Annotated in this window: 25 protein-coding genes and 1 rRNA gene; 16 read left to right on the top strand and 10 right to left on the bottom strand. The window is 70.8% G+C overall.

The window, feature by feature from the left end; all coding sequences use genetic code 11:
• Positions 1 to 237: 237 nt before the first annotated feature.
• The 3 genes from fabG (at position 238) to ACFY01_RS07355 (ending at position 2,364) form a co-directional block, all read left to right on the top strand.
• The gene (gene fabG, locus ACFY01_RS07365; RefSeq protein ID WP_390734707.1) at positions 238 to 942 is read left to right on the top strand and encodes a 3-oxoacyl-[acyl-carrier-protein] reductase; all 705 of its coding nucleotides are present in this window, start codon (positions 238 to 240) and stop codon (positions 940 to 942) included.
• A 5-nt stretch (positions 943 to 947) separates the two neighbouring features.
• Positions 948 to 1,715 (top strand): enoyl-ACP reductase FabI, encoded by a 768-nt coding sequence (gene fabI, locus ACFY01_RS07360; protein WP_390734706.1) that lies wholly within the window; start codon positions 948 to 950, stop codon positions 1,713 to 1,715.
• 298 nt (positions 1,716 to 2,013) lie between these two features.
• A complete protein-coding gene (locus tag ACFY01_RS07355; protein WP_390734705.1) occupies positions 2,014 to 2,364 on the top strand; it encodes a hypothetical protein in 351 nt (116 codons plus the stop codon).
• Here the strand turns inward: ACFY01_RS07355 and ACFY01_RS07350 are convergent.
• Positions 2,342 to 3,034: a FadR/GntR family transcriptional regulator gene (locus tag ACFY01_RS07350; RefSeq protein WP_390734704.1), complete on the bottom strand. Its 693-nt coding sequence runs from the start codon at positions 3,032 to 3,034 to the stop codon at positions 2,342 to 2,344. The two genes, ACFY01_RS07355 and ACFY01_RS07350, sit on opposite strands and share 23 nt — an antisense overlap.
• 82 nt (positions 3,035 to 3,116) lie before the next feature.
• On the opposite strand from ACFY01_RS07350, the gene ACFY01_RS07345 reads away from it, so the two are divergent.
• The 4 genes from ACFY01_RS07345 (at position 3,117) to ACFY01_RS07330 (ending at position 5,585) form a co-directional block, all read left to right on the top strand.
• Positions 3,117 to 4,409: a CynX/NimT family MFS transporter gene (locus ACFY01_RS07345; RefSeq protein ID WP_390734703.1), complete on the top strand. Its 1,293-nt coding sequence runs from the start codon at positions 3,117 to 3,119 to the stop codon at positions 4,407 to 4,409.
• 69 nt (positions 4,410 to 4,478) lie between these two features.
• A complete protein-coding gene (locus ACFY01_RS07340) occupies positions 4,479 to 4,595 on the top strand; it encodes an SGM_5486 family transporter-associated protein (RefSeq protein ID WP_389157556.1) in 117 nt (38 codons plus the stop codon).
• 170 nt (positions 4,596 to 4,765) lie between these two features.
• Positions 4,766 to 4,972, top strand: coding sequence for a hypothetical protein (locus tag ACFY01_RS07335; protein ID WP_390734702.1), 207 nt, complete (start codon positions 4,766 to 4,768; stop codon positions 4,970 to 4,972).
• A gap of 94 nt (positions 4,973 to 5,066) precedes the next feature.
• On the top strand, positions 5,067 to 5,585 hold the full coding sequence (locus ACFY01_RS07330) for a SixA phosphatase family protein (protein WP_390734701.1): 519 nt from the start codon (positions 5,067 to 5,069) through the stop codon (positions 5,583 to 5,585).
• Positions 5,586 to 5,628: 43 nt separating this feature from the next.
• Here ACFY01_RS07330 and serB read toward each other — a convergent pair whose 3' ends face one another.
• Positions 5,629 to 6,852, bottom strand: a complete 1,224-nt coding sequence (gene serB, locus ACFY01_RS07325; protein WP_390734700.1) for a phosphoserine phosphatase SerB — start codon at positions 6,850 to 6,852, stop codon at positions 5,629 to 5,631.
• Positions 6,853 to 6,990: 138 nt separating this feature from the next.
• The gene (locus ACFY01_RS07320) at positions 6,991 to 8,745 is read right to left on the bottom strand and encodes a streptophobe family protein (RefSeq protein WP_390734699.1); all 1,755 of its coding nucleotides are present in this window, start codon (positions 8,743 to 8,745) and stop codon (positions 6,991 to 6,993) included.
• Positions 8,746 to 8,984: 239 nt separating this feature from the next.
• Here ACFY01_RS07320 and ACFY01_RS07315 point away from each other — a divergent pair, with 239 nt between their 5' ends.
• Positions 8,985 to 11,555, top strand: coding sequence for an FHA domain-containing protein (locus tag ACFY01_RS07315; RefSeq protein WP_390735265.1), 2,571 nt, complete (start codon positions 8,985 to 8,987; stop codon positions 11,553 to 11,555).
• An 89-nt stretch (positions 11,556 to 11,644) separates the two neighbouring features.
• Here the strand turns inward: ACFY01_RS07315 and ACFY01_RS07310 are convergent, their stop codons facing one another.
• The 3 genes from ACFY01_RS07310 to ACFY01_RS07300 all read right to left on the bottom strand — a co-directional run bounded on the left by ACFY01_RS07310 (position 11,645) and on the right by ACFY01_RS07300 (position 14,470).
• Positions 11,645 to 12,382, bottom strand: coding sequence for a transglycosylase SLT domain-containing protein (locus ACFY01_RS07310; RefSeq protein WP_390734698.1), 738 nt, complete (start codon positions 12,380 to 12,382; stop codon positions 11,645 to 11,647).
• A 313-nt stretch (positions 12,383 to 12,695) separates the two neighbouring features.
• A complete protein-coding gene (locus ACFY01_RS07305) occupies positions 12,696 to 13,778 on the bottom strand; it encodes an S-adenosylmethionine:tRNA ribosyltransferase-isomerase (protein WP_390734697.1) in 1,083 nt (360 codons plus the stop codon).
• Positions 13,775 to 14,470 carry an SDR family NAD(P)-dependent oxidoreductase gene (locus ACFY01_RS07300; RefSeq protein WP_390734696.1) on the bottom strand — a complete coding sequence of 232 codons (696 nt, stop codon included), beginning with the start codon at positions 14,468 to 14,470 and terminating at the stop codon, positions 13,775 to 13,777. The genes ACFY01_RS07305 and ACFY01_RS07300 overlap by 4 nt, the downstream gene beginning before the upstream one ends.
• A 239-nt stretch (positions 14,471 to 14,709) precedes the next feature.
• Between ACFY01_RS07300 and ACFY01_RS07295 the strand changes: the two genes are divergently transcribed.
• The 3 genes from ACFY01_RS07295 to chpE all read left to right on the top strand — a co-directional run bounded on the left by ACFY01_RS07295 (position 14,710) and on the right by chpE (position 16,886).
• Positions 14,710 to 15,888 carry a GAF domain-containing sensor histidine kinase gene (locus ACFY01_RS07295; protein ID WP_390734695.1) on the top strand — a complete coding sequence of 393 codons (1,179 nt, stop codon included), beginning with the start codon at positions 14,710 to 14,712 and terminating at the stop codon, positions 15,886 to 15,888.
• Entirely contained in the window at positions 15,881 to 16,522 is a 642-nt protein-coding gene (locus tag ACFY01_RS07290; RefSeq protein ID WP_390734694.1) for a response regulator, read from the top strand. The genes ACFY01_RS07295 and ACFY01_RS07290 overlap by 8 nt, the downstream gene beginning before the upstream one ends.
• Positions 16,523 to 16,637: 115 nt before the next feature.
• Positions 16,638 to 16,886 carry a chaplin ChpE gene (chpE, locus tag ACFY01_RS07285; RefSeq protein ID WP_390734693.1) on the top strand — a complete coding sequence of 83 codons (249 nt, stop codon included), beginning with the start codon at positions 16,638 to 16,640 and terminating at the stop codon, positions 16,884 to 16,886.
• 180 nt (positions 16,887 to 17,066) lie between these two features.
• Here the strand turns inward: chpE and ACFY01_RS07280 are convergent, their stop codons facing one another.
• Positions 17,067 to 17,855 (bottom strand): hypothetical protein, encoded by a 789-nt coding sequence (locus tag ACFY01_RS07280; protein WP_390734692.1) that lies wholly within the window; start codon positions 17,853 to 17,855, stop codon positions 17,067 to 17,069.
• A 150-nt stretch (positions 17,856 to 18,005) separates the two neighbouring features.
• Here ACFY01_RS07280 and ACFY01_RS07275 point away from each other — a divergent pair, with 150 nt between their 5' ends.
• The 3 genes from ACFY01_RS07275 to ACFY01_RS07265 all read left to right on the top strand — a co-directional run bounded on the left by ACFY01_RS07275 (position 18,006) and on the right by ACFY01_RS07265 (position 20,361).
• Positions 18,006 to 18,803 carry an ABC transporter ATP-binding protein gene (locus tag ACFY01_RS07275; RefSeq protein WP_390734691.1) on the top strand — a complete coding sequence of 266 codons (798 nt, stop codon included), beginning with the start codon at positions 18,006 to 18,008 and terminating at the stop codon, positions 18,801 to 18,803.
• Positions 18,804 to 18,853: 50 nt separating this feature from the next.
• Positions 18,854 to 19,288, top strand: coding sequence for an NfeD family protein (locus ACFY01_RS07270; RefSeq protein WP_390734690.1), 435 nt, complete (start codon positions 18,854 to 18,856; stop codon positions 19,286 to 19,288).
• 128 nt (positions 19,289 to 19,416) lie between these two features.
• Entirely contained in the window at positions 19,417 to 20,361 is a 945-nt protein-coding gene (locus ACFY01_RS07265) for an SPFH domain-containing protein (protein WP_390734689.1), read from the top strand.
• Between the two features lie 71 nt (positions 20,362 to 20,432).
• Here ACFY01_RS07265 and ACFY01_RS07260 read toward each other — a convergent pair whose 3' ends face one another.
• The 3 genes from ACFY01_RS07260 to ACFY01_RS07250 all read right to left on the bottom strand — a co-directional run bounded on the left by ACFY01_RS07260 (position 20,433) and on the right by ACFY01_RS07250 (position 22,469).
• Positions 20,433 to 20,942, bottom strand: a complete 510-nt coding sequence (locus ACFY01_RS07260) for an HNH endonuclease (protein WP_390734688.1) — start codon at positions 20,940 to 20,942, stop codon at positions 20,433 to 20,435.
• Positions 20,943 to 21,096: 154 nt separating this feature from the next.
• Positions 21,097 to 21,636 carry a YbhB/YbcL family Raf kinase inhibitor-like protein gene (locus ACFY01_RS07255; RefSeq protein WP_390734687.1) on the bottom strand — a complete coding sequence of 180 codons (540 nt, stop codon included), beginning with the start codon at positions 21,634 to 21,636 and terminating at the stop codon, positions 21,097 to 21,099.
• A gap of 50 nt (positions 21,637 to 21,686) precedes the next feature.
• On the bottom strand, positions 21,687 to 22,469 hold the full coding sequence (locus tag ACFY01_RS07250) for a sporulation protein (protein ID WP_390734686.1): 783 nt from the start codon (positions 22,467 to 22,469) through the stop codon (positions 21,687 to 21,689).
• A gap of 138 nt (positions 22,470 to 22,607) precedes the next feature.
• On the opposite strand from ACFY01_RS07250, the gene ACFY01_RS07245 reads away from it, so the two are divergent.
• The gene (locus tag ACFY01_RS07245) at positions 22,608 to 23,258 is read left to right on the top strand and encodes a DNA-3-methyladenine glycosylase (protein WP_390734685.1); all 651 of its coding nucleotides are present in this window, start codon (positions 22,608 to 22,610) and stop codon (positions 23,256 to 23,258) included.
• A gap of 550 nt (positions 23,259 to 23,808) precedes the next feature.
• Positions 23,809 to 23,896, top strand: a 16S ribosomal RNA gene (locus tag ACFY01_RS07240); the annotation flags it as partial.

The raw sequence follows: 23,896 nt of genomic DNA, 5'->3' as shown, positions 1-23,896 counted from the left end.
TCACCGAGCGCATTTCCGGGAAATAGCCCCGGACCGCGGCCACTTCCTCGACGCACGGGCCGGCCACCCGCGGACCGACCCGGCGGCCGACTGTAGAAACCCGACAGCGACTCGCGCAAGCCACTGTCGGTGCCCGCTTGCCTCCGCGCGCGGCCGGACCGATAGGTTTTTGAGGGAAGCCGCCTGTCATCCAGGTGTTCGGGCGGTGTGTCAGACCGCTATCGAAAGGGTGATCCGTTGAGCCGCTCGGTTCTCGTCACCGGAGGCAACCGGGGCATCGGCCTCGCCATCGCCCGCGCTTTCGCCGACGCCGGCGACAAGGTCGCGATCACATACCGCTCGGGTGAGCCGCCGGCCGGCTTCCTGGCCGTCAAGTGCGACATCACCGACCCCGAGCAGGTGGAGCAGGCATACAAGGAGATCGAGGAGCAGCACGGCCCGGTCGAGGTGCTGGTCGCCAACGCGGGCGTCACCAAGGACCAGCTCCTGATGCGCATGTCCGAGGAGGACTTCACCTCGGTCATCGACACCAACCTCACCGGCACGTTCCGCGTCGTCAAGCGCGCCAACCGCGCCATGCTGCGCGCCAAGAAGGGCCGTGTCGTCCTGATCTCGTCCGTGGTCGGCCTGCTCGGCTCGGCGGGACAGGCAAACTACGCCGCGTCCAAGGCGGCCCTGGTCGGCTTCGCGCGCTCCCTCGCCCGTGAGCTGGGCTCGCGCAACATCACGTTCAACGTCGTCGCCCCCGGCTTCGTCGACACCGACATGACCAAGGCGCTCACCGACGAGCAGCGCACGAACATCGTGTCGCAGGTGCCGCTCGGTCGTTATGCGCAGCCGGAGGAGATCGCCGCGACGGTGCGGTTCCTCGCCTCGGACGACGCCTCGTACATCACTGGAGCCGTCATCCCCGTTGACGGCGGACTGGGAATGGGTCACTGATCACCATGAGCGGAATTCTCGAGGGCAAGCGCGTCCTGATCACCGGTGTGCTGATGGAGTCCTCCATCGCCTTCCACGCCGCCAAGCTGGCCCAGGAGCAGGGCGCCGAGATCATCCTGACCGCCTTCCCGCGGCCCACACTGACCGAGCGCATCGCCAGGAAGCTGCCCAAGCCCACCAAGGTCATCGAGCTCGACGTCACCAACGACGAGCACCTCGCACGTCTGGCCGACGTCGTCGGCGAGGAGCTCGGCGGCCTCGACGGCGTCGTGCACTCCATCGGCTTCGCGCCCCAGGACGCGCTCGGCGGCAACTTCCTCAACACGCCGTTCGAGTCCGTGGCCACCGCCATGCACGTCTCGGCGTACTCCCTGAAGTCGCTGACCATGGCCTGCCTGCCGCTGATGCAGAACGGCGGCTCGGTCGTCGGCCTCACCTTCGACGCCAAGTTCGCGTGGCCGCAGTACGACTGGATGGGCCCGGCCAAGGCCGCCCTGGAGGCCACCAGCCGCTACATCGCCCGTGACCTGGGCAAGCAGAACATCCGCTGCAACCTCGTCTCCGCCGGCCCCATCGGCTCCATGGCCGCCAAGTCCATCCCGGGCTTCGGTGAACTGGCCTCCGTGTGGGACGACCGTTCGCCGCTGGAGTGGGACCTCAAGGACCCCGAGCCGGCCGGCCGTGGCATCGTCGCCCTGCTGAGCGACTGGTTCCCGAAGACCACCGGCGAGATCGTCCACGTGGACGGCGGCCTGCACGCCATCGGCGCCTGACCGCTGCCGCTGGGCTCGACCGTACGGAGGCCCGCACCCCCTTCCGGGGTGCGGGCCTCCGGCGTTGCCGGGCGGGCCTCGGGTGCGACCCGTGAGCGGCGGGCGGTGCGGTGCGGAGATTCGGTGCTCGAAGTCCCGGCTCGGTCCGCCGGACGGCTCGGTCCGCCGGACAGGGCGAGGGCACCGGCATGTCACCCGTTCGGCCCACCAGCCGGGCGTCGTGGCACGGGACGGCGCACTCTGGATTGCGCGTCCACCTCGCGAATGCCCTCCCCAGCACGGCCGAGGAGGTCTTCTTGTGCGCCTGTCCCGCAGCCTGACCTCGGTGACCGTGGCAGTGGCCCTCGTGCTCTCCCTGCCGTACGAGGCGATGCCCCACGCGCGCGTGAAGGGCGGCAAGCCGCCGTTCCCGGAGCTGTTCGGGGCGGAGTGCCGTACGGCCGTCAGCGGCTCCCACGTGGTGGCGTACTGCCACAACCCGTACGTCGACGTCGACCGCGTGCGGCTGCACATCGAGTGCGCCCGCTGGTGGGACCTCGACACCGATGGCGATCCCGTCGACACCGGGCCCGCGATGACCGTCCGGCTGGCGGGACGGTGCTGGAAGGAGGTCGGCTCGGTCTGGATCAGCCACCAGAAGGTGAGCTGAACCGCCCCGGGCGGCACAGGAAGGGATAGCTCGCGGCCTCCGTGGCGGCCGCCTGCGCGTCGCCCGCGCGGACGGCGTCCACGAGCCGGTTGTGGTCCATGTGCGCCTCGGGCGTGAGCTCGGCGCCGACGTCCGCGCGCAGCCAGTCCCGCAGCACCTCGCCCAGGTCCGCGTACATCGCCGTCATGACGTCGTTGTGGGAGGCGGACACCACGGCCAGGTGGAAGGTCGCGTCCGCCGTCACGAAGGCCTCCGCGTCGCCCGACTCCCAGGCCTCCTCGCGCCGCACCAGGAGCGCGTCGAGCTGCTTGAGGTCCTTCTCGGTGCGCCGTTCGGCGGCCAGCCGCGCCGCCGAGGACTCCAGGGTGGAGCGCAGCTCGGCGATGTGCCGCGGGTCGGCGTCGGCGAAGCGGCGGTGCATCACGCCCGCCAGCTCGCTGGTGGCCACGACGTAGGTGCCCGAGCCCTGCCGGATGTCCAGCAGGCCGTTGTGCGCGAGCGCGCGGACGGCCTCGCGGACCGTGTTGCGGGCGACCCCGAGCTGCTCGACCAGTTCCGGCTCGGTGGGGATGCGCGAGCCGACCGGCCACTCGCCCGAGGTGATCTGATTGCGCAGCTCGGCGATGACCTGCTCGGACAGCGCCGAACGACGGGGGTGGCTCAGGGGCATGGCACACCTTCGCACAGGCGGGCGGGCAGCGGGCGGCCCAGGGATGGACAACCAATCATCCCATGATTCTATGATGGTCGGCATGGCACGCGAGGAAACACGTACGACATCCCGCACACCCCGCACCCAGGCGGCCGCCGGTGGATCCGGTCCGGCCGAACCCGTCACGCGCGCGTGGGCGACGCGCCTGGTCGTCGTCGGCATCGTGCTGTCCGCGGTGAACCTCCGCCCCGCCATCACCAGCCTCGGCGCGCTCCTGGAGGAGGTCCGCGACGACCTCGGAATGAGCGGCGGCGTGGCCGGACTGCTCACCTCCGTCCCTCCCCTGTGCTTCGCCGTCTTCGGCGTCACCGCCCCACGCCTCGCCCGCCGCTTCGGCCCCTCCGCCGTGGTGTGCGCCGGCATGGTCGCCATCGCCGCGGGCCTGCTGATACGGCCGTACGCCGGGAGCACCGGCGGGTTCCTGGCCGCCAGCGCACTCGCCCTCATGGGCATAGCCGTCAGCAACGTCCTGATGCCGGTCATCGTCAAGCGCTGGTTCCCCGACCGCGTGGGCTCCATGACCGGCCTGTACTCGATGGCACTCGCCGCCGGAACCTCGGTCGCCGCCGCGGCGACCGTCCCCCTGACCGACATGCTGGGCGGCGGCTGGCAGGCCGGGCTCGCCGTGTGGGCGGCCCTCGCCGCCGTCGCGGTGCTGCCCTGGCTGCCACTGGTACGGGACCGGGGGCCGGCCCCCGCGGACCGGGAGCCCGCGCGGCAGGCCCCTCCGGAGCGGCGGGAACCAGCGCTGCGCATCACCCGGAGCCGTACGGCCTGGGCGCTGGCGGTCTTCTTCGGGCTTCAGGCCACCGCCGCCTACATCACGATGGGCTGGATGCCGCAGATCTTCCGGGACGCGGGCGTGGCCGCGGGCACGGCGGGCCTGCTGCTCGCCGTCACCATGGTGATGGGCGTGCCGCTGGCCTTCGTCATCCCGCGCCTGGCCGCCCGGCTGCCGCACCAGGGTCCGATCGTGTTGGCCCTCGGCGCCTGCGGCCTGGCCGGCTACGCCGGGCTGTACTTCGCGCCGGCCGGCGGCGCCTGGGCCTGGGCCCTGCTGCTCGGCGTCTCCAACTGCGCCTTCCCGCTGGCGCTGACGATGGTCGGCATGCGGGCCGGGACCGGCGCGGGCGTCGCCCAGCTGTCCGCCTTCGCGCAGAGCACCGGCTACCTGATCTCCATCCCCGGGCCGCTCCTGGTCGGCGTGCTCTACCAGAGCAGCGGCGGCTGGGGCCTGCCGCTCGCGCTCATGGGCGGCCTCATGCTGCCGCAGATGGCCGTGGGCGTCCTGGCGGGCCGGAACCGGACGGTGGAGGACGAGGCGGCACGCTGATCCGCCACTCGGGGCACGGGGCCTCACCCCGGCGGACCCGCCGGGTGCCGGGGGTGCGAGACTGGCCCCATGCCAGTGCTCGACCCGAACCCCCAGAACGGCCAGAAGAAGATGCTGATCGTCTTCGGCTCGTTCTTCGCCATCTTCGTCGTCATCGCCATCATCGCGACCATCGCGTCCCCCTGACCCCGCCCCCCGGCCGCCGTGGTGGGGTTAGCCCCACCGTCCCCTAGGGGGCCAGGGTCAGGGTCAAGTGGGTGGGTCACCGGATGGGTGGGCGGGCGCGGATTCCGTAACTTCGAGATGTGGCCGCGACGGGCGGACCACGGACCATTCGAAGACCCGCGGAGGCGAGCATGGCGGCCCGTACGCACACCCGGCCCCACCCGGCGACCACGGGCGGCGTCGACATCCGGCTGCCCTGGTGGGCCCTCGCCCTGCCCGCGCTCGCCTTCGTCGCCCTGCTGATGCTGATACTCAACCCGTCGGACGCCCAGGCCGCCACCGGCGACCCGGCCCTCACCCACCTCTTCGAACGGGCCCAGCAGCTGATCACCCGCTAGGCCCTGTCCGCCTGGCGGCGGGACGCCTCCCGCCCGCGAATCCGCATGTCAACTCCCTGCGCCCCATGGCCTGTTTCATGCGAAGCTGGGTGTCATGAGCGTCGCAGAACCCCGCAGGATTGTCCTCTTCCGGCATGCGAAAGCCGACTGGCCACAAGTGAACGACCATGAGCGGCCGCTCGCCGAGCGGGGCCGCATGGACGCCGCAGTCGCCGGCCGCAAGCTGGCCGACACCGGCCTCCATCTCGATCTGGCCCTGTGCTCGACCGCCGTCCGGACCCGCGAGACCTGGAAGCTCGCCGTTCACGAGTTTCCAGAGCGGCCGAAAACCATCTACGAGGAGCGGGTCTACGAGGCCTCACCCGGTGAGCTGATCGCCGTGCTCAACGAAGTCGACGACGACACGCGGAATGCGATCATGATCGGCCACAACCCGGGCATCCACGGACTCGCCGACATCCTGGCCGCCTCCGACGAGAACGACGCCCGCGAACGGATGAACCGCCGCGGCTTCCCCGCCGCCGCCTTCGCCGTTCTGACCTTCACCGGCTCCTGGAAGAGCCTGGAACCGGGCACGGCCACCCTCACCGACTACTGGGCTCCCTCCGAGTGACACCCCCCTGGGCGTGCCGCGTACACGGCACGCCCAGGGCGGCTCAGCCCTCGTCGTGCGTGTCCGCCGCCTCGACCTCTTCACGGGTGACGCCCAGCAGATACAGGACCGTGTCCAGGAACGGCACGTTCACCGCGGTGTGCGCGGCCTCACGGACGACCGGCTTGGCGTTGAAGGCCACACCCAGTCCCGCCGCGTTCAGCATGTCCAGGTCGTTGGCGCCGTCGCCGATCGCCACCGTCTGGGACAACGGGACACCGGCCTCGGCCGCGAACCGGCGCAGCAGCCGGGCCTTGCCCGCCCGGTCCACGATCTCGCCGGTGACCCGGCCCGTCAGCCTGCCGTCGACGATCTCCAGCGTGTTGGCCTGGGCGAAGTCCAGCCCGAGCCGCTCCTTCAGATCGTCGGTGACCTGCGTGAAGCCACCGGAGACGACACCGACCTGGTAGCCGAGCCGCTTCAGCGTCCGGATCAGGGTGCGGGCCCCCGGAGTCAGCCGTACCTCGGCCCGCACCTTCTGCACCACCGAGGCGTCCAGGCCCTCCAGCAGGGCCACGCGTGCGTGCAGTGACTGCTCGAAGTCCAGTTCCCCGCGCATCGCGGCCGCCGTCACCTCGGCGACCTTGTCCTCGCAGCCGGCGTGCGCGGCGAAGAGCTCGATCACCTCGTCCTGGATCAGCGTGGAGTCCACGTCCATCACCACCAGCCGCTGCGCCCGGCGGTGCAGCCCGGCCGACACGACCGCGACGTCCACGCCGAGCGCCGCAGCGTCGGTGACCAGGGCGGTGCGCAGCGGTTCGGTCTCCGCACCGGACACCGCGAACTCCACCGCCGTCACCGGATACTTGGCGAGCCGGAAGATACGGTCGATGTTGCCGCCGGTCTTGGCGATCCGGGCCGCGATCGCGGCGGTCGACTCGGCGGTGAGGGGATGCCCGAGGACGGTCACCAGGGAGCGCCCGAGACCGCGCGGACGGTTGTCGCCACGACCGGAGATGATCTCCGCCTGCATCTTCATCGACTCGGCCCAGCTGTGCACGGTGGCCCGCAGATCACCCTCCAGAGCGGGGGGCGGCTGGGTCACGAGCGCGCACAGCACCAGGCGGCCACGCGTGACGACCTGCTCGATGTCGACCACGTCGACGTAGAAGGCGGCAAGGGTGTCGAAGAGGCCGGCCGTGATGCCCGGCCTGTCCTTGCCGAAGATCTTGACGAGGAGGGTGGGAACCTCAGAGGCCTGTGCGGCGGAGGTCTGCGAAGCGCTCATGGTGTAACCACCGTATCCGGCACCCAGTGCCTTCCGCCCGTGCGGTCCGACCAGCGGACAGGGAACAGTGGGTGTCGCTCCGGTTGACGGATTCCGACGGGCGGGCCACGGCCGGTTCCTCGCAGGGCCTCCAGGGCCTCACGGCCGTCCTTTCCGTTTCCCCCGCGGCGGCGAGGGCGGCGGAGGAGACGGTGGGGGCGGAGGTGGGGGCGGGCCGACCGGCCGGGCCACGGTGGGGGAGCTGTACACGTCGCCGCTCGCCGGCGACCCGGCAGGGCCGTACGCACCCTTCGCGTCCTCCGGTTCCCGCAGCCCCTCCGCTTCCCGCACCCCCTTCGGTTTCCGCAATCCCTCCCGTTCCCGCAACCCCTCCGGGATCCGCAGATAGGGATTGGTGTCCGGGTTCGGCGGACGGTACGGCGTGCCGGGGGCGTAGGGACCCGACGGCCCGGCCCGGCCGGAAGAGTCGGAGGGCAGCGCGAGCTCGTCACCCAGTGCCAGCGCCGCTGCCCCCCGTCCCGCCGCCCCGAACCTCAGGGCCAGCAGGGCCCCCGCGGCTCCCACGCCCGCGCCCCACGCGGCCCCCAGGAGCAGGGCCATGCCCAGACGGCCGTGCAGCTGGACCCCGGCGCCGAACGCGTCGAACCCCAGCACGGACAGCGAGGCGTCCACGGAGACGTCGGCCAGCCAGGCCAGCAGCGGCAGCGTCAGTGCGGTGGCGACGCCCAGCCGCAGCGCACACCGCCCCACGAAACCGGCCGCCCCGGACCCGGCCTCCACCGGGGTCCGCACCGCCGTCAGCAGTCCGGCCAACAGCATCATCAGGGCCGCAGCGACCCCCAGCAACCACACCCGCCCGTCCAGGTCGGCGAGGCGCCCCATGGTCACCGACCGGCCGGACCCCGGGCCGAGGAGTTTGTCCAGCGGGTCGGGCAGCAGTCCCACCAGTGCTCCCGTCGCCCTGCCGTCCCACGGCACGAACAGACCGATCGGCACGCCGAGCCACACGCCGTTCGGCGCTCCGAGGAGCGCCGCGCCCGCGATCCGCGCGGGATGGTCGTCGCCGATCGCCGCGTACGCCGCCGCCGCGAGGCCCGCCCCGACGGCCACGAGGAGCACGGTGACGAGCGCCGAAGCCGCGGGCCGTACCACCCGGTGCACCGCCTCCCAGCCGGTCGGCAGCGGGGTGCGGCGCGAGGCGAGCAGCGCGATCAGCAGGATTCCGGCGCACCAGCCGAGGCCGCCGAGCACGGTGGGCGCGGTGTCCACGGTGAACCCGACCGCCGCCTTGGCGTGGATCAGGTCGCCGATCCTGTCGGGCAGCAGCCCGCCGATGTCCCCGAGGTCACCGAGGCCGGGGACGCTGATCCCGCCACCGCCACCGCCACCGCCCGCGCCCGGCAGCTTGTCGAGCCCGAGCGAACCGCCGTCGATGGTGATGACGTCGTGTCCCGCCCAGGCCAGCCCGCCCAGCATCGCCACGAACAGCGCCAGCACCGTGCCCGCGCGCGCGAGGAGTTCGGCGGGGGCGATCACAACTCCGGCCGCGCGCAGGGACCGTAGGAAGAACCACGACAACAGCAGGGCCCCGACCAGGCTCACCCCGAGTGGCGTGATCTCTATGGCGGTGTGCGCCTGGGCGCCCTTCAGACCGAATGCCGACACATCGCCGGACGGAGACACCGAACCACCCGCACCCAGGGCCACGACAGCCGCGGTCATCGGGCCCAGTGAGCCCGCCGTGTCCGCCCGCAGGAGGTGCAGCCCGAGCGCGGCCGTACCCGCCATCCCTATCAACGCCCAGCTGACGGCGGCGATCGCCGACAGCAGGATGTCGCCCCACGGCAGCCTCGTGCCGTGTCCTGCGGTCTCGACTCCCGTGGCAGAGCTCATGGCAGACCCCCCGATCCGCGGCGCGGCCGGCGGCCGCCCTGTCCCCCTCGCGGGGGATTACCACTCTCCGGGCCGGTTTCAACCCCGTCAACGGGGCGAGTTGAAGCGCGCGTAGGCGCTCTTCGCAAGGCCCGACTTTCGGTCAGAGGGCGGAGCCTGAAATAGTTCCCCACGATGTTCGACATCCCTAGACTCCCTGTGTTGGGGGTAACTCGGGGGACAACTCAGTGGGGCATGGAGTGCCGGAACTCGTACTGGAATCAAACGGACGGACCTGGACGCTCGATGCGTCCCGGACCTATACCCTCGGACGTGATCCGCAGGGGGACATCGTGTTCGACGACGCCAGGGTCTCCTGGCGCCACGCCACGGTCAGCTTCAACGGCCGCAGTTGGGTGATCGAGGACCACGGCAGCACCAACGGCACGTTCGTGCAGGGCCAGCGGATCCCGCAGCAGACGGAGATCGGCCCCGGCTCGGCGGTGCACCTCGGCAACGCGACCGACGGACCGCGCCTGAACCTCTCCGGCGCCGCGGCGGCGGTCGCACAGCCCCAGCAGCAGCCGTACGCTGCCCAGGGCGCGGGCCCCGGCTGGGCCCAGCAGGCCCCGCCGCAGCAGACACCCCAGCCGCGGGCCGCACAGGCCGGCTGGCAGCAGCCGCCGCAGGCCGCACCGGTTCCGCAGCAGGTAGCGCAGCAGATTCCGCAGCAGCAGAGCGGTCCGGGCGAGGGCTACGCGCAGCAGGTGCCCGGTGGGGGCGCGGGGGCGCCGCCGGTCTACGGTGACCGCAGCCCGACCACCTTCCACCAGTTCTCGCTGGGCCGTGTGATGCGCATCGGCCGCGCGCTGGAGAACGAGCTGGTCGTCTCCGACCTCCAGGTCTCGCGCCACCACGCGGAGTTCCACGCCACGCCCGACGGCCGCTTCGAGATCCGCGACCTGGGCTCGCACAACGGCACGTACGTCAACGGCCAGCCGATCGCCAAGGGCGGCTCGGCGGTGCTCGGCCCGAACGACATCGTCGGTGTCGGCCACTCCACCTTCCGCATCGTCGGCGACCGCCTCGAGGAGTTCGTCGACACCGGTGAGGTCTCCTTCTCCGCCCGTCACCTGACCGTGACGGTCGACGGCGGCAAGCAGATCCTGAGGGACGTCTCGTTCGGCGTCCCGGAGAAGTCCCTGATCGCGGTCATCGGCCCGTCCGGCTCCGGCAAGTCCACCCTCCTGAAGGCGCTCACCGGCTACCGGCCCGCCAACCAGGGCGAGGTCCTGTACGACAACCGGAACCTGTACAAGCAGTTCGCCGAGCTGCGCCAGCGCATCGGTCTGGTCCCGCAGGACGACATCCTGCACAAGGAGCTGACCGTCAAGAAGGCCCTGAAGTACGCGGCCAAGCTGCGCTTCCCGGCCGACACCACGGCCGCCGAGCGCGACGCCCGCATCGACGAGGTGCTGCGCGAGCTCAAGCTGGACATCCACAAGGACAAGAAGGTCACCTCCCTCTCCGGTGGCCAGCGCAAGCGCGTCTCGGTGGCCCTGGAACTCCTCACCAAGCCGTCCCTGATCTTCCTGGACGAGCCGACCTCCGGCCTCGACCCGGGCATGGACCGCGACGTCATGCAGCTGCTGCGTGGCCTCGCGGACGACGGCCGTACGGTCCTGGTCGTCACCCACTCCGTGGCCGAGCTGGCACTGTGCGACAAGCTGCTGGTGATGGCGCCGGGCGGCGCGGTCGCCTACTTCGGCCCGCCCGAGGAGGCGCTGAACTTCTTCGGCTACGACACCTGGGCCGACGTCTTCTCCGCCTTCGAGAACTACCGCGATTACGACTGGGCGGGCCGCTGGAAGGGCTCGCAGCACTACCAGATGTACGCCGCGGACATCGACGCCGTCGCCCCACAGTCCGTACCGATGCCTCCGCCACAGGCGATGAAGCCGCCCAAGCCGCAGGGCTGGGGCTCGCAGCTGGTGACCCTGATCCGGCGGTACGTGGCGGTCATCGCCTCCGACAAGGGCTTCCTGGCGCTGACGGTGATCCTGCCGGCGGTGCTCGGCGCGGTCAGCCTGCTCATCGACTCGGACAAGGGCCTGCTGGTCAACCCGGTGAACCCGAGGACGCACGTCCCCGTCCCGAACGGCACGGCGACCACGGTCCTGCTGATCCTCGCCGTCGGCGCGTGCTTCGCGGGTGCGGCGAACTCCGTGCGTGAGCTGATCAAGGAACGGGTCATCTACGAGCGGGAGCGGGCGACCGGCCTGTCCCGGTCGGCGTACCTGATGTCCAAGGTGGTCGTGCTGGGCGCGGTCACCGTGCTTCAGGGGCTGATGGTCGGCCTGATCGGCTTCTCCAGCCGGGAGATCCCCGACCGGGGCCTCGTCCTGGGCGGCTCCACGCTGTTCGAGCTGTGCCTGCCGATCATGGCGCTCGGCTTCACCTCGATGATGTTCGGCCTCGTCATCTCCTCGCTGGTGAAGACCGCCGAGAAGACCATGCCGCTGCTGGTCATGTTCGCGATCATCCAGGTCGTGTTCACCGGCTGTCTGTTCACCCTGCACGGCACGCTCGGCGTCAACGAGTTCTCGTACCTGATGCCGTCCCGCTGGGCGGTGGCCGCCGCCGGCACCACGCTGGACTTCAACAACATCGCCCCGAACGCCGACGACCCGACGAACACGGACCCGCTGTGGGACCACCAGGCCTCCGCCTGGGGCATGGACATGGTCGCGCTGATCGCCCTCGGCGTGCTCTGCGGCTTCCTCGTGGCCCGCTTCCTGCGCCGCCACGAGCCCGAGGTCATGCGTAAGTAACCGGGCCCGGCCCGTGGGACGACGAAGGGCGGCACCCGCAACGGGTGCCGCCCTTTCGTCTACTGCGTTCTGAAGAGGTCCGCGCGACCTCAGTAGGCGCTGTTGACGTTGTCCATCGAGCCGTACTTGTCGGCCGCGTAGTTGCAGGCGGCGGTGATGTTGGCGACCGGGTCGTAGATGTTCCACGAGGTGCCGGCCACGTGGTACGCGGCGAAGGTCGGCGGGATGACCTGGAGCAGGCCCTTCGACGGGATGCCGTTGATGGCGTTGACGTCCCAGTCGTTGATGGCGCGGGGGTTGCCGGAGGACTCCCGCATGATGTTGCGGTGCAGGCCGCTGTAGCTGCCCGGGATGCCGTGGGCCTTCATGATGTCCAGGGACTGCCGGATCCAGCCGTCCAGGTTGTTGGCGTAGGTCTTCGCGGCGACCGGCTTGACGGCGGGGCGCGCGGCGGACCGGGAGGCGGCGGCCTGCACGGCGTGTGCCTTGGTGGCGCGCGCCTGAGCGGCCTTCTTGGCGACCGCAGCGGCGGCGGTCTTCTTCGCCGCCGTGTCCAGCGCGGTCTTCTTCGCCGCGATGGCCTCGACCTTCACGGTCTGGCTGGCGAGCTGGTCGGTGACAGCGCCCTTGACGTTCTGGATCCGCGCGGTGCTGTAGGCGACCTGGGGCGCGGACGCCGGGGCACCCGTCGTGATCGTCTTCGCGCTGCTGGGCACCGCCGAGAGGGCGATGGCGGCGGCACCGAGGGTGGAGACGCCGGCGATGGCGATCTTGCGGTGCTTGGTCAGGGTCGGACTGAGACGACGGATGCGGAAGTTCTGCTGCATGTTCTTGGACCTCTTCGAATTGCGCGGAGGTCGCTCTCGGCTGGCGCGGGATTCGGTTCCGTTCCCGCACGAACGCCGCGGGCAAAACCCACGGCGCTGAGCGACGTCGGCAATTCTTAGCGGCCGCAAAACGGGCAGGCAAAGGTGTGACGTACGACCCTGGATAGTGGATCAGGGAGGGGCAAAACGGGACAGAATGGCACGTCTGCCCCGTTCATGGACGGACCCTTTATCTCCTATGTCCGTTCGTACGTGATGTGCGCCCTATGCGCGGCCTCACATCGACCTCACAGCTTCCTCACCAAGAGTTGCGCTAGCAATGCTCTATGTGAGGGCCTTTGCCGTCCGATCCGCCGGGGAGGATGAGGTGCACATCGCCGAACTCGTGCCACAGGTAGCGACCCCGCAGCGCCTCCTCGTAACCGCGGTCGATCGCCGCCCGCCCCGCCACCGCCTCCAGCATCAGCAGGTGCGAGGCCTCCGGTTCGTGCAGCCCGGTCAGCAGCCCCTCGACGACCCGCACCCCGCGCTCGGGCGTGACCACCAGGTCGGTCCACCCCCGCGCCGCCCGCACCTCCCCGCCCGGACCGGCCGCCGACTCAACCGCCCGCACGGCCGTCGTCCCGACCGCGATGACCCGCCCGTCGCCGCCCCGGGCGGCGTTGATCAGCCGCGCCGACGCCTCCGGCACCGCGAACCGCTCCGGATACGGCGGCTCGTGCGCCTCCGCCGACGCCACCCCCGTGTGCAGCGTGATCGGCGCGAACCGCACCCCCCGGCTCACCAGCTCCGCCACCAGCCGCGCCGTGAAGGGCCGCGCGGCACTCGGCATCTCCGCGCTGCCCGCCCCGTCGTCCGACGGCAGCGCGAACACCGTCTGGTACGCGGACAACGGCTGGTCCCGCTCCGTGTAGGAGTAGCGGATGGGCCGCCCGTGCTCCCGCAGCACCCCGAGGACGTCCGCACCGTCCGGCCGCGCCCACCACAGCCGCTCACCGCGCCCGCTCAGCGGCTCCTCGAACACCAGCCGCGCCCCGCCCGGCAACCCCACCTGCGTACCCGCGGGCCCACCCGCACGCGCGCGCGTAGTACCGAGCCCGTCCGGACTCCGCAGCTCGACCGCCCACCGCCCGTCGTCCCCGCGCGTGGAGAAGTGCACCACCACGCGCGCGTGCCCGATCCGCCCGTCCACCGCGGCGGCCAGCGTGGGCGAGGTGTTCACCACCAGCAGGTCCCCGGCCCGCAGCAGCCGCGGCAGCTCGGCGAACCCGTGGTGCGCCACCCTGGTGCCGCGCGAGACCAGCAGCCGTACGGCATCCCGGTCGAGACCCGGCCCCCGCTGCTCGGCCGGCACCCGCGCCGACAGCTCCCGCGGAACCCGCACCGCGGTGGTCATCGCCCCTCCACCAGAGCCGGCGCCGCGTACCGCCCGCTCGCCGGCCGCTCGTCCAGCAGCCGCAGGAACGCCGGTACGACACTGGCGGGTGCCGGACGCGGATCGTCGTCGTCCGGTACGGCCGCCGCGTACAGATCCGTCGCTATGTCCCCGGGATCCACCGCCCACACCCGCAGCCCGGGCTCCTCCGCGCCGAGCACCGCCACCAACTGGTCCAGAGCCGCCTTCGACGCCCCGTACCCGCCCCACGTCTCGTACGCCTCCGCGGCCGCGTCCGAGCTGACCGCGATCACCGTGCCCGCCGCCGACTCCCGCAGCAGCGGCAGCGCCTCCTGGACCAGGCCCAGCGCGGCGACCACGTTCACCTCCAGGGCGCGCCGCAGCCCCTCCAGCGGCAGCCGCTCCAGCCGCGGCAGCGGCTCGGCGCCGAGCGCGCTCGCGTTGCTGACCAACAGGTCGACACCGCCCAGCTTCGCCGCCGCACGCACCAGCTCGGCCCGGTGCCCGGCGTCCGTGACGTCCCCCGCCGGCGCCTCCACCCGCGTGCCGTGCCGGGCCACGGCCTCGGCCGCCGCACCGAGCGCCTCGGCACCCCGGGCGTCCAGCACCAGATCCCAGCCCCGCGCGGCCAGCGCCTCGGCGAGCGCCCGCCCCAGCCCCTTCGAGGCCCCCGTGATGATCCCTACCGGCATGACAACCGTCCCCTCGTTCTCGGCCGCCTCCGTCGGCGGTGACCTCAACGTAGGAACGGCACGGTCCCGGCCGCCTCGGACGCGGGCCCCAATGCGGCGGGTCCCTTCGCCCTACGTCACCGGTCCGGGACCCGCGCCCTAGGCCGCGGGCCTACGCCACCCGCCCTAGGCCCACCGTCCCGGCCGATGCCGTCATCGGTCCCATCCGCGCCGTCACACCCCGCCGGTACCGTGAGGTCATGAGTCAAGGCCCCAGGTCCGGCCTCGCGGCGGTGAGCTCCGCGCTGCTGGCCATGAGCAGGCATCTCGAGGTGCGGGACGTCCTCAAGACGATCGTCGCCTCGGCCCGCGAGCTGCTCGACGCGCAGTACGCCGCCCTCGGCGTCCCGGACGACCACGGCGGCTTCGCCCAGTTCGTCGTCGACGGGGTCAGCGAGGCCCAGTGGAAGGCGATCGGCCCGCTCCCGCGCCGGCACGGCATTCTCGCCGCGATGCTGGACGAGGCCCGCCCCGAGCGCCTCGCCGACGTGCGCAAGGACCCGCGCTTCGAGGGCTGGCCGTCCGCGCACCCCGAGATGTCCGACTTCCTGGGCCTGCCGATCAAGGACGGCGACGAGGTGATCGGCGCGCTGTTCCTCGCGAACAAGCTGCGCCCTGTGGGGGGACACCCCCCACACCCCCCGCGCGAGAAACCACAGGGAGGCTGCGGCTTCACGGAAGAGGACGAGGAACTGCTCGCCATCCTCGCCCAGCACGCCGCGATCGCCCTCACCAACGCCCGCCTCTACGAACGCAGCCGCGAACTGACCATCGCCGAGGAACGCTCCCGCCTCGCGCACGAGCTGCACGACGCGGTCAGCCAGAAGCTGTTCTCCCTGCGCCTGACCGCCCAGGCGGCGGCCGCGCTCGTCGACCGCGACCCGGGCCGCGCCAAGGGCGAGCTGCAACAGGTGGCGGCGCTCGCCGCCGAGGCCGCCGACGAACTGCGCGCCGCTGTCGTGGAGTTGCGTCCCGCGGCCCTCGACGAGGACGGCCTCGTCGCCACCCTGCGCACCCAGACACAGGTCCTCGACCGCGCCCACAGCGCCCGCGTGACGTTCGCCGCCCGCAGCTTCCGCGCCCTGCCCGCCGCGCAGGAGGAGGCGATGCTGCGCGTCGCCCAGGAGGCCCTGCACAACGCCCTGCGGCACTCCGGGGCCGAGCACGTCGACGTGACCGTGGACCGGCGCGGCTGCGGAGCCGTCCTGCGGGTCACCGACGACGGCCGCGGCTTCGATCCGCAGACCGTCCGCCGCGCGGGCCGCCACCTCGGCCTGGTCTCCATGCGGGACCGGGCGAGCGGCGTCGGCGGCAGACTCACCGTGGAATCGGCGCCCGGCAAGGGCACCGCGATCGAGATGGAGGTCCCCGGTGGCTGACGCGATCAGGGTGCTGCTCGTCGACGACCACCAGGTCGTCCGCCGGGGCCTGCGCACCTTCCTGGAGGTCCAGGACGACATCGAGGTGGTGGGCGAGGCGGCCGACGGCGCCGAGGGAGTCGACCGCGCCGAGGAACTGCGGCCCGACGTCGTCCTGATGGACGTGAAGATGCCGGGCATGGACGGCATCGACGCGCTGCGCAGGCTCCGCGAACTCGGCAACCCCGCGCGTGTGCTGATCGTCACCAGCTTCACCGAACAGCGCACGGTGGTCCCGGCCCTGCGCGCCGGCGCCGCGGGGTACGTGTACAAGGACGTCGACCCGGACGCGCTCGCCGGCGCCATCCGCTCCGTCCACGCCGGCCACGTCCTGCTCCAGCCGGAGGTCGCCGACGTCCTGCTGTCCCAGGAGGGGGCCAACTCCGGCCAGGGCAGAGGCGGCTCGCTCACCGAACGGGAGCGCGAGGTGCTCGGCCTCATAGCCGACGGCCGCTCCAACCGGGAGATCGCCCGCGCCCTGGTGCTCTCCGAGAAGACCGTCAAGACGCACGTCTCGAACATCCTGATGAAACTCGACCTGGCGGACCGCACACAGGCGGCGTTGTGGGCGGTACGTCATGGTGTGACGGGCTGAGATTCATACCATCGCGGGAATGTCCCCCTGGCGGCGCATCCTCCGGGGATCTCCGGCGTTCTCCAGTGCGTGCCGCGGCGACTGCGGCGGCGCTCACCTAGGAGGGGTTGAAGAAGTGAAGAACCTGAAGAAGGCAGCGGCCGTGACCATGGTGGCCGGTGGTCTGATCGCGGCCGGTGCCGGAATGGCCTCCGCCACCACCGGCGGCGCCTGGGCGGGCGGCGAGGCCAAGGGTTCGCCGGGCGTCGTCTCGGGCAACGTCGTCCAGGCTCCGGTGCACGTCCCGGTGAACGCGGTGGGCAACAGCGTGAACGTCATCGGCCTGCTGAACCCGGCCTTCGGCAACCTGGGCGTCAACCACTGAGCCCCGCCCCGCCAGGACCCAGGCCTCCCGAGTGCACCGGGGGGCCTTTGGCCTACTCAGCCCGTCCGGGGGTGCCCCCTCTGGGGGAGTTTGAGGACGAGGCCGTTCAGGCCGATACGGGGCCTGGGGGCAGCGCCCCCAGCAACGGACGCGTACCCCCACGCACCCGCACGCGAGCACTCAGCGAACCCCCCGCTCCCGCTCCTCCACAACGGAGTTGTACGCCGCGACCAGCGCCCGCCGAGCCGTCCGCTCGACAGGCCGCAGCGCCTCCCCCCGCGCCGCCATCTCGGCGGAGCTCACCGCACCCCCGTGCCCGTTGTCATGAGCGAGGGACACCAGCAACCCCACCCGCTGCGCCAGCTCCAGCACCCGCACCGCCCGCGGCGGATACCCCGGCGCCAGCACCTCCCGCCCCCGCTCGGCGCGAGCCCGGTACGCGTCGATCGCCGCCTCCGCCACCGGCCCCGACCCGGCGACGTCCAGCCGCGACAGCACCTCGGTCGCGTCCCGCAAGGCCTCCGCCAGCTCCCGCTCGGCCTCACCCAGCGACGGCACATCGGCCGGCGGGGTCTCCCGTACGGGAAGCACGTGCCAGACCACCTCGACATGCACATCACCGGCCGGCCCGGCCTCGTACACCTCCGGCACCAGCCCGAGGGCGGCGCCGTGACCGATCACCGCCTCCTCCGACTCCAGAGCCCGCGCATTGAACTCCGGCGGCCCGCTCAGCCCCAGCGGATGCCCGGGCCGGGGCAGCGCGACCCGCAGCCCGGTCACCCCCAGCGCCCGCAGCCGCCCCAGCGCGAGTGTGAGACCGACCGGCGCCGACTCGCCCGGCAACCCCTCCACCCGGTGGACGGCGTCCTCCCCGACGATGGCGAGCACGGCGTCATCCGGCGAGACAAGTCCGGCCAAAAGGGCATTTCCCCAAGCGGCGAGTCGTCCTGCACGTGGTTCCGAGAGCATGCCCCCACCCTAAGGACCGGACCGATGGAATGGAGCGCCGCACTCGTGGCGTAGATTTCATATGGGCTGCGCCCACCGGCGCGGCGGACCGAGCCACAGGCGTACGCGACAGCCGAGACCGGCCACACTGCAAGGGGAGACAACGCGCTCATGAGCGATGTTCTGGAGCTTCAGGACGTATCCGTGGTCCGCGAGGGCAAGGCTCTGGTGGACCAGGTCTCCTGGTCGGTCAAGGAGGGCGAGCGCTGGGTCATCCTCGGCCCCAACGGCGCCGGCAAGACCACCCTCCTGAACGTCGCCTCCAGCTACCTCTTCCCCAGCCAGGGCACCGCCACCATCCTCGGCGAGACCCTCGGCAAGCCCGGCACCGACGTCTTCGAGCTGCGCCCCCGCATCGGCATGGCCGGCATCGCCATGGCCGAGAAGCTCCCCAAGCGCCAGACCGTCCTCCAGACCGTGCTGACCGCCGCGTACGGCATGACGGCAGGCTGGCAGGAGGAGTACGACGAGATCGACGAGCAGCGCGCCCGCGCCTTCCTCGACCGCCTCGGCATGAGCGACTACCTCGACCGCCGCTTCGGCACCCTCTCCGAGGGCGAGCGCAAGCGCACCCTCATCGCCCGCGCCCTGATGACCGACCCCGAACTGCTGCTCCTCGACGAGCCCGCCGCCGGCCTCGACCTCGGCGGTCGCGAGGACCTGGTCCGCCGCCTCGGCCGCCTCGCCCGCGACCCCATCGCCCCATCGATGATCATGGTGACCCACCATGTCGAGGAAATCGCCCCCGGCTTCACCCACGTCCTCATGATCCGCCAGGGCAAGGTCCTCGCCGCGGGCCCGCTGGAGCTCGAGCTGAGCTCCCGCAACCTCTCCCTCTGCTTCGGCCTCCCGCTCGTCGTCGAGCAGGTCGGCGACCGCTGGACCGCCCAGGGTCTGCCCCTGTCCTGACCCCGATTCGCGCCCTGTCCGCGGCAGACCGGCGGCCCTACCATGACCATGTGAACGACATCGACGCATGGGTGTGGTGGCTCGTCGGCGCGGCAGCGCTCGGAATCCCGCTCGTGGTCACGGCGATGCCCGAGTTCGGCATGCTCGCGGTGGGCGCCGTCGCGGCAGCGGTCGCCGCCGGCCTCGGCCTGAACCTCGTGATCCAGGTCCTCGCCTTCGTCATCGTCTCGGTCGCCCTCATCGCCGTCGTACGGCCCATCGCGGCCCGGCACGGCAGACAGCGTCCCCAACTCGTCACAGGAGTAGACGCGTTGAAGGGAAAGCAGGCCGTCGTCCTGGAGCGCGTCGACGGCTCCGACGGCGGCCGGATCAAGCTCGCCGGAGAGGTGTGGTCCGCGCGCTCCCTGCACTCCGAACGCGCCTACGAGGTGGGCCAGGAGGTGGACGTCGTGGACATCGAGGGAGCCACCGCGATCGTCATCTGACCTCGCAGGACTCAACTGGGGCGAACACCGCACGAGTTCCACGACGGTCTGTCAGACTCGACCAGCAAGATCTTCAACAGCCATAAGATCTTCCGAGGCGCCGAGGCGGAGAAGGGTACGGGGAAACGATGGAACCGGTCATCATCGTCCTGATCATTCTGGTGGTGTTGGTCTTCATCGCCCTGATCAAGACCATCCAGGTCATCCCACAGGCAAGCGCCGCCATCGTCGAGCGCTTCGGCCGCTACACGCGGACGCTGAACGCGGGCCTCAACATCGTCGTCCCGTTCATCGACACCATCCGCAACCGCATCGACCTGCGCGAACAGGTCGTGCCGTTCCCGCCCCAGCCGGTGATCACCCAGGACAACCTGGTCGTCAACATCGACACCGTCATCTACTACCAGGTGACCGACGCCCGGGCCGCGACCTACGAGGTCGCCAGCTACATCCAGGCCATCGAACAGCTCACCGTCACCACCCTCCGCAACATCATCGGCGGCATGGACCTGGAGCGGACCCTGACCTCCCGCGAGGAGATCAACGCGGCCCTGCGCGGCGTCCTCGACGAGGCCACCGGCAAGTGGGGCATCCGCGTCAACCGCGTCGAGCTCAAGGCCATCGAACCGCCCACCTCCATCCAGGACTCGATGGAGAAGCAGATGCGCGCCGACCGTGACAAGCGCGCCGCGATCCTCACCGCCGAAGGTACGCGCCAGGCCGCCATCCTCACCGCGGAGGGCGAGAAGCAGTCCCAGATCCTGCGCGCCGAGGGTGAGGCCAAGGCCGCCGCCCTGCGCGCCGAGGGCGAGGCACAGGCCGTCCGTACGGTCTTCGAGGCCATCCACGCCGGCGACCCGGACCAGAAGCTCCTCTCCTACCAGTACCTCCAGATGCTCCCGAAGATCGCCGAGGGCGACGCCAACAAGCTCTGGATCGTCCCCAGCGAGATCGGCGACGCCCTCAAGGGCCTGTCCGGCGCGATGGGCAACTTCGGCCCGCTGTCGGGCGGTTCCGGCGGCAACTCCGGCAACGTCCCGGACCAGCGCCGCGAGAAGCCGTCGATCGACTGACCTGTGGCGTACGTGAGTGGGGCCCGCCTTCTCCACGAAGGCGGGCCCCACTCACGTACCGGCGCGACCGCCTAGGCCGCCGCGCCCTGCGCCAGCCACTCGGGCAGCGCGCTCAAGTCCTCCTGGCCCAGAGCCAAGAGCATCGCATCGGCCGGGGTCGGCTCGAACGGCTGCCGCAGCAGCGCCATGCCCGCCTCGTCCGGTGTCCGGTTGGCCTTGCGGTGATTGTCCTCCGCGCACGCGGCGACCGTGTTCAGCCACGTGTCCTGCCCACCCTGCGCCCGCGGCACCACGTGGTCCACGGTCGTCGCCCGCCGTCCGCAGTACGCGCACCGGTGTTGGTCCCGTACCAGCACACCCCGCCTCGACCACGGCGCTTGTCTTCGGAACGGCACCCGTACGTATCTGCACAGCCTGATCACCCGGGGCGCGGGTATGTCCACATCGGCGCCCCGCATGCGCAGTTCGGGGTGGGCCTGCTCGACGACGGCCTTGGCCGTCAGAACCAGCACGACGGCTCGGTTCAGAGTCACCGTCGACAGCGGCTCGAAGCTCGCGTTCAGCACCAGCGTGTCACGCATCCAGCCCACCTCCCATGTGCACCGGCCCACCCCCCGGCGGGCTTGGATCAACTCTGGACGGGCGCGCCGAGATGGACAACGCAATAAAAAATGCCCGCCTCTGATCAATTCCAAGACCAGAGGCGGGCAAACGTTCCATGAACGGTGGGCTCAATCAGCCATTCCCGGGGATCTCGTACTCACCGACGAGCTGGGCCCGTGCGATGGTGTGGAACCGCAGGTTGAAACCGACCACGGCGGGCGAAGCATCGGAATCAGGACCGAGCTTCTCCTGGTCCACCGCGTACACCGTGAAGACGTACCGGTGCGGCCCGTCCCCGGGCGGTGGCGCGGCACCGCCGAAGTCCTTCGTCCCGTAGTCGTTCCGCGCGTGCACGGCGCCCTCGGGCAGCCCCTCGAACTTGCCGCCGCCCGCACCCGCAGGCAACTCGGTCACCGTGGCCGGGATGTCGAACACGACCCAGTGCCAGAACCCGCTGCCCGTAGGGGCGTCGGGGTCGTAGCAGGTCACGGCGAAGCTCTTGGTCCCGGACGGGAAGCCCTCCCACCGCAGCTGCGGTGAGGTGTTGCCGGCCGCGTGTACCTGAGCGTCCTTGAGCGTCGCGCCCTCCCGGACGTCCTCGCTCGTCACCGTGAACGACGGCACGGGCGGGTGGAAGTCATGGGGGAGCGGCCGCCTCTTGAGCTCGGTCACCTCGGTACCTCCTGAACGGTTCTGGAGTCAGTGACTACGAGCCTAGATCCCTAGAACCAGTTGCGCTTGCTGCCGACCTCGGACAGCCACTGGTTGAGATAGGCGGCCCAGTCGGTCCCGTGGTAGTCGTGCAGCCCCACCTGGAAGGACCGGTAGGTGTCGCTGCCCTCGCTGAACAGGCCCGGCTTCTTGTCCATCTCCAGCACCACGTCCATGGCGTGCTCGTCGGCCACGAAACTCAGCTCGACCTGGTTCAGACCCCGGTACTGCGACGGCGGGTAGAACTCGACCTCCTGGTAGAACGGCAGCCGCTGGCGCGTGCCCCGGATGTGGCCGCGCTCCATGTCCGCGTTCTTGAAGCGGAAGCCGAGCTGGATGAAGGCGTCCAGGATCGCCTTCTGCGCCGGCAGCGGGTGCACGTTGATGGGGTCGAGGTCACCCGAGTCCACCGCGCGCGCGATCTCCAGCTCGGTCCGCACACCGATGTGCATCCCGCGCAGCGACTGCCCGTCGATCATCGTGATCGGCGTCTCCCACGGGATCTCCAGCCCGAACGGCACCGCGTGCACGGCACCGGCCTGGAGCTCGAAGGCCCCGCCGAGCCGCAGCTTGGTGAACTCGATGTTCTGCTTGTACTCCTCGTCGCCGCTCTCCACCTCGACCTGCGCCTGGAGGCCGACGGACAGACCCTCGATGTTCTGGTTCACGGACCCGCCCTGGATCCGCACCTCACCCTGGACGACACCACCGGGCACCACGTTGACCTCGGCCAGCTCCGTCTCGACCGAAGCCCCGCCGGCCCCGAGGCTCGCGAGCAGCTTCTTGAACGCCATGACTCTCCCTTTACGAACGGATCCTTGATCCCTAGAAACGCGATCGACGCACGACCGGTTCCGCGCCCACACCCTGGCAAGCCGACGGAACCTTGACCAGCCCTTGGGATCCACTCGTCTGGACTACGCTCGTACGCCATGATCGCGCCCTCGGACCGTACGCCCCTGCCCAGGAAGTTCTTCGACCGGCCCGTCCTCGAGGTCGCGCCCGATCTGCTCGGCCGCGTCCTCGTCCGTACGACACCGGACGGCCCGATCGCGGTGCGCCTTACGGAGGTCGAGGCGTACGACGGCATGAACGACCCCGGCTCCCACGCCTATCGCGGCCGCACGGCCCGCAACGACGTGATGTTCGGTCCGCCCGGACACGTGTACGTCTACTTCACGTACGGCATGTGGTTCTGCATGAACCTGGTGTGCGGCCCCGAAGGCATCGCGAGCGCGGTCCTGCTGCGCGCCGGCGAGATCATCGAGGGCAAGGAGCTTGCCCGCAAACGACGACTCTCGGCCCGGAACGACAGGGAACTGGCCAAAGGCCCGGCCCGCCTCGCCACGGCCCTGGGCGTCGACCGCGCCCTCGACGGAACGGACGCCTGCACCACGGGGGAGACGCCCCTGCGGATCCTGACCGGGACCCCTGTCCCCTCCGACCAGGTACGCAACGGTCCGCGCACCGGGGTCGCCGGCGACGGAGGCAACGGGGACATCCACCCCTGGCGCTTCTGGATCGCCGATGACCCGACCGTGAGCCCCTACCGGGCCCATGTGCCACGGCGCCGCCGAAGTTGACTCGCGTGGGCGGGGTGCGTAATGTAGCCCGAGCCGCTGAACCGGGTACGGCAATCGCCAGCAGCCGGAGCGGCCAACCCACTACCTACGACTCCCCTCTGCTGGGGACGTTTTCGGCGTGTCCGCATGCCCGAATTCGAACCCGCGGAACTCGATTATGAGTTCGCGAGGGAATCGGCTAACGTAGTGAATGTCGAAAGGCCGACGAGCGAAAGCGAGAAGGCCTGCGGCAAATCCCGCCGACCGGGAATCGGACACCGAAAAGGATCTGATAGAGTCGGAAACGCAAGACCGAAGGGAAGCGCCCGGAGGAAAGCCGCGAGAGAGTCTCTCGGGTGAGTACAAAGGAAGCGACCGTTCCTTGAGAACTCAACAGCGTGCCAAAAATCAACGCCAGATATGTTGATACCCCGTCTCCGGTCATCACGATCGGGTCGAGGTTCCTTTGAAATAACACAGCGAGGACGCTGTGAACCGCCGGATCATTCCTCCGGTGGTTCCGCTCTCGTGGTGTTCGACCGGCAGTATTAATTTACTGGCCGAGTAAACATTCACGGAGAGTTTGATCCTGGCTCAGGACGAACGCTGGCGGCGTGCTTAACACATGCAAGTCGAACGATGAAGCCCTTCGGGGTGGA

This window comes from Streptomyces sp. NPDC001480, assembly GCF_042894725.1.
Lineage (GTDB): Bacteria > Actinomycetota > Actinomycetes > Streptomycetales > Streptomycetaceae > Streptomyces.
The sequence above is the reverse complement of the archived record's forward strand: the minus strand, read 5'-3'. Positions and strand labels throughout refer to the sequence as shown.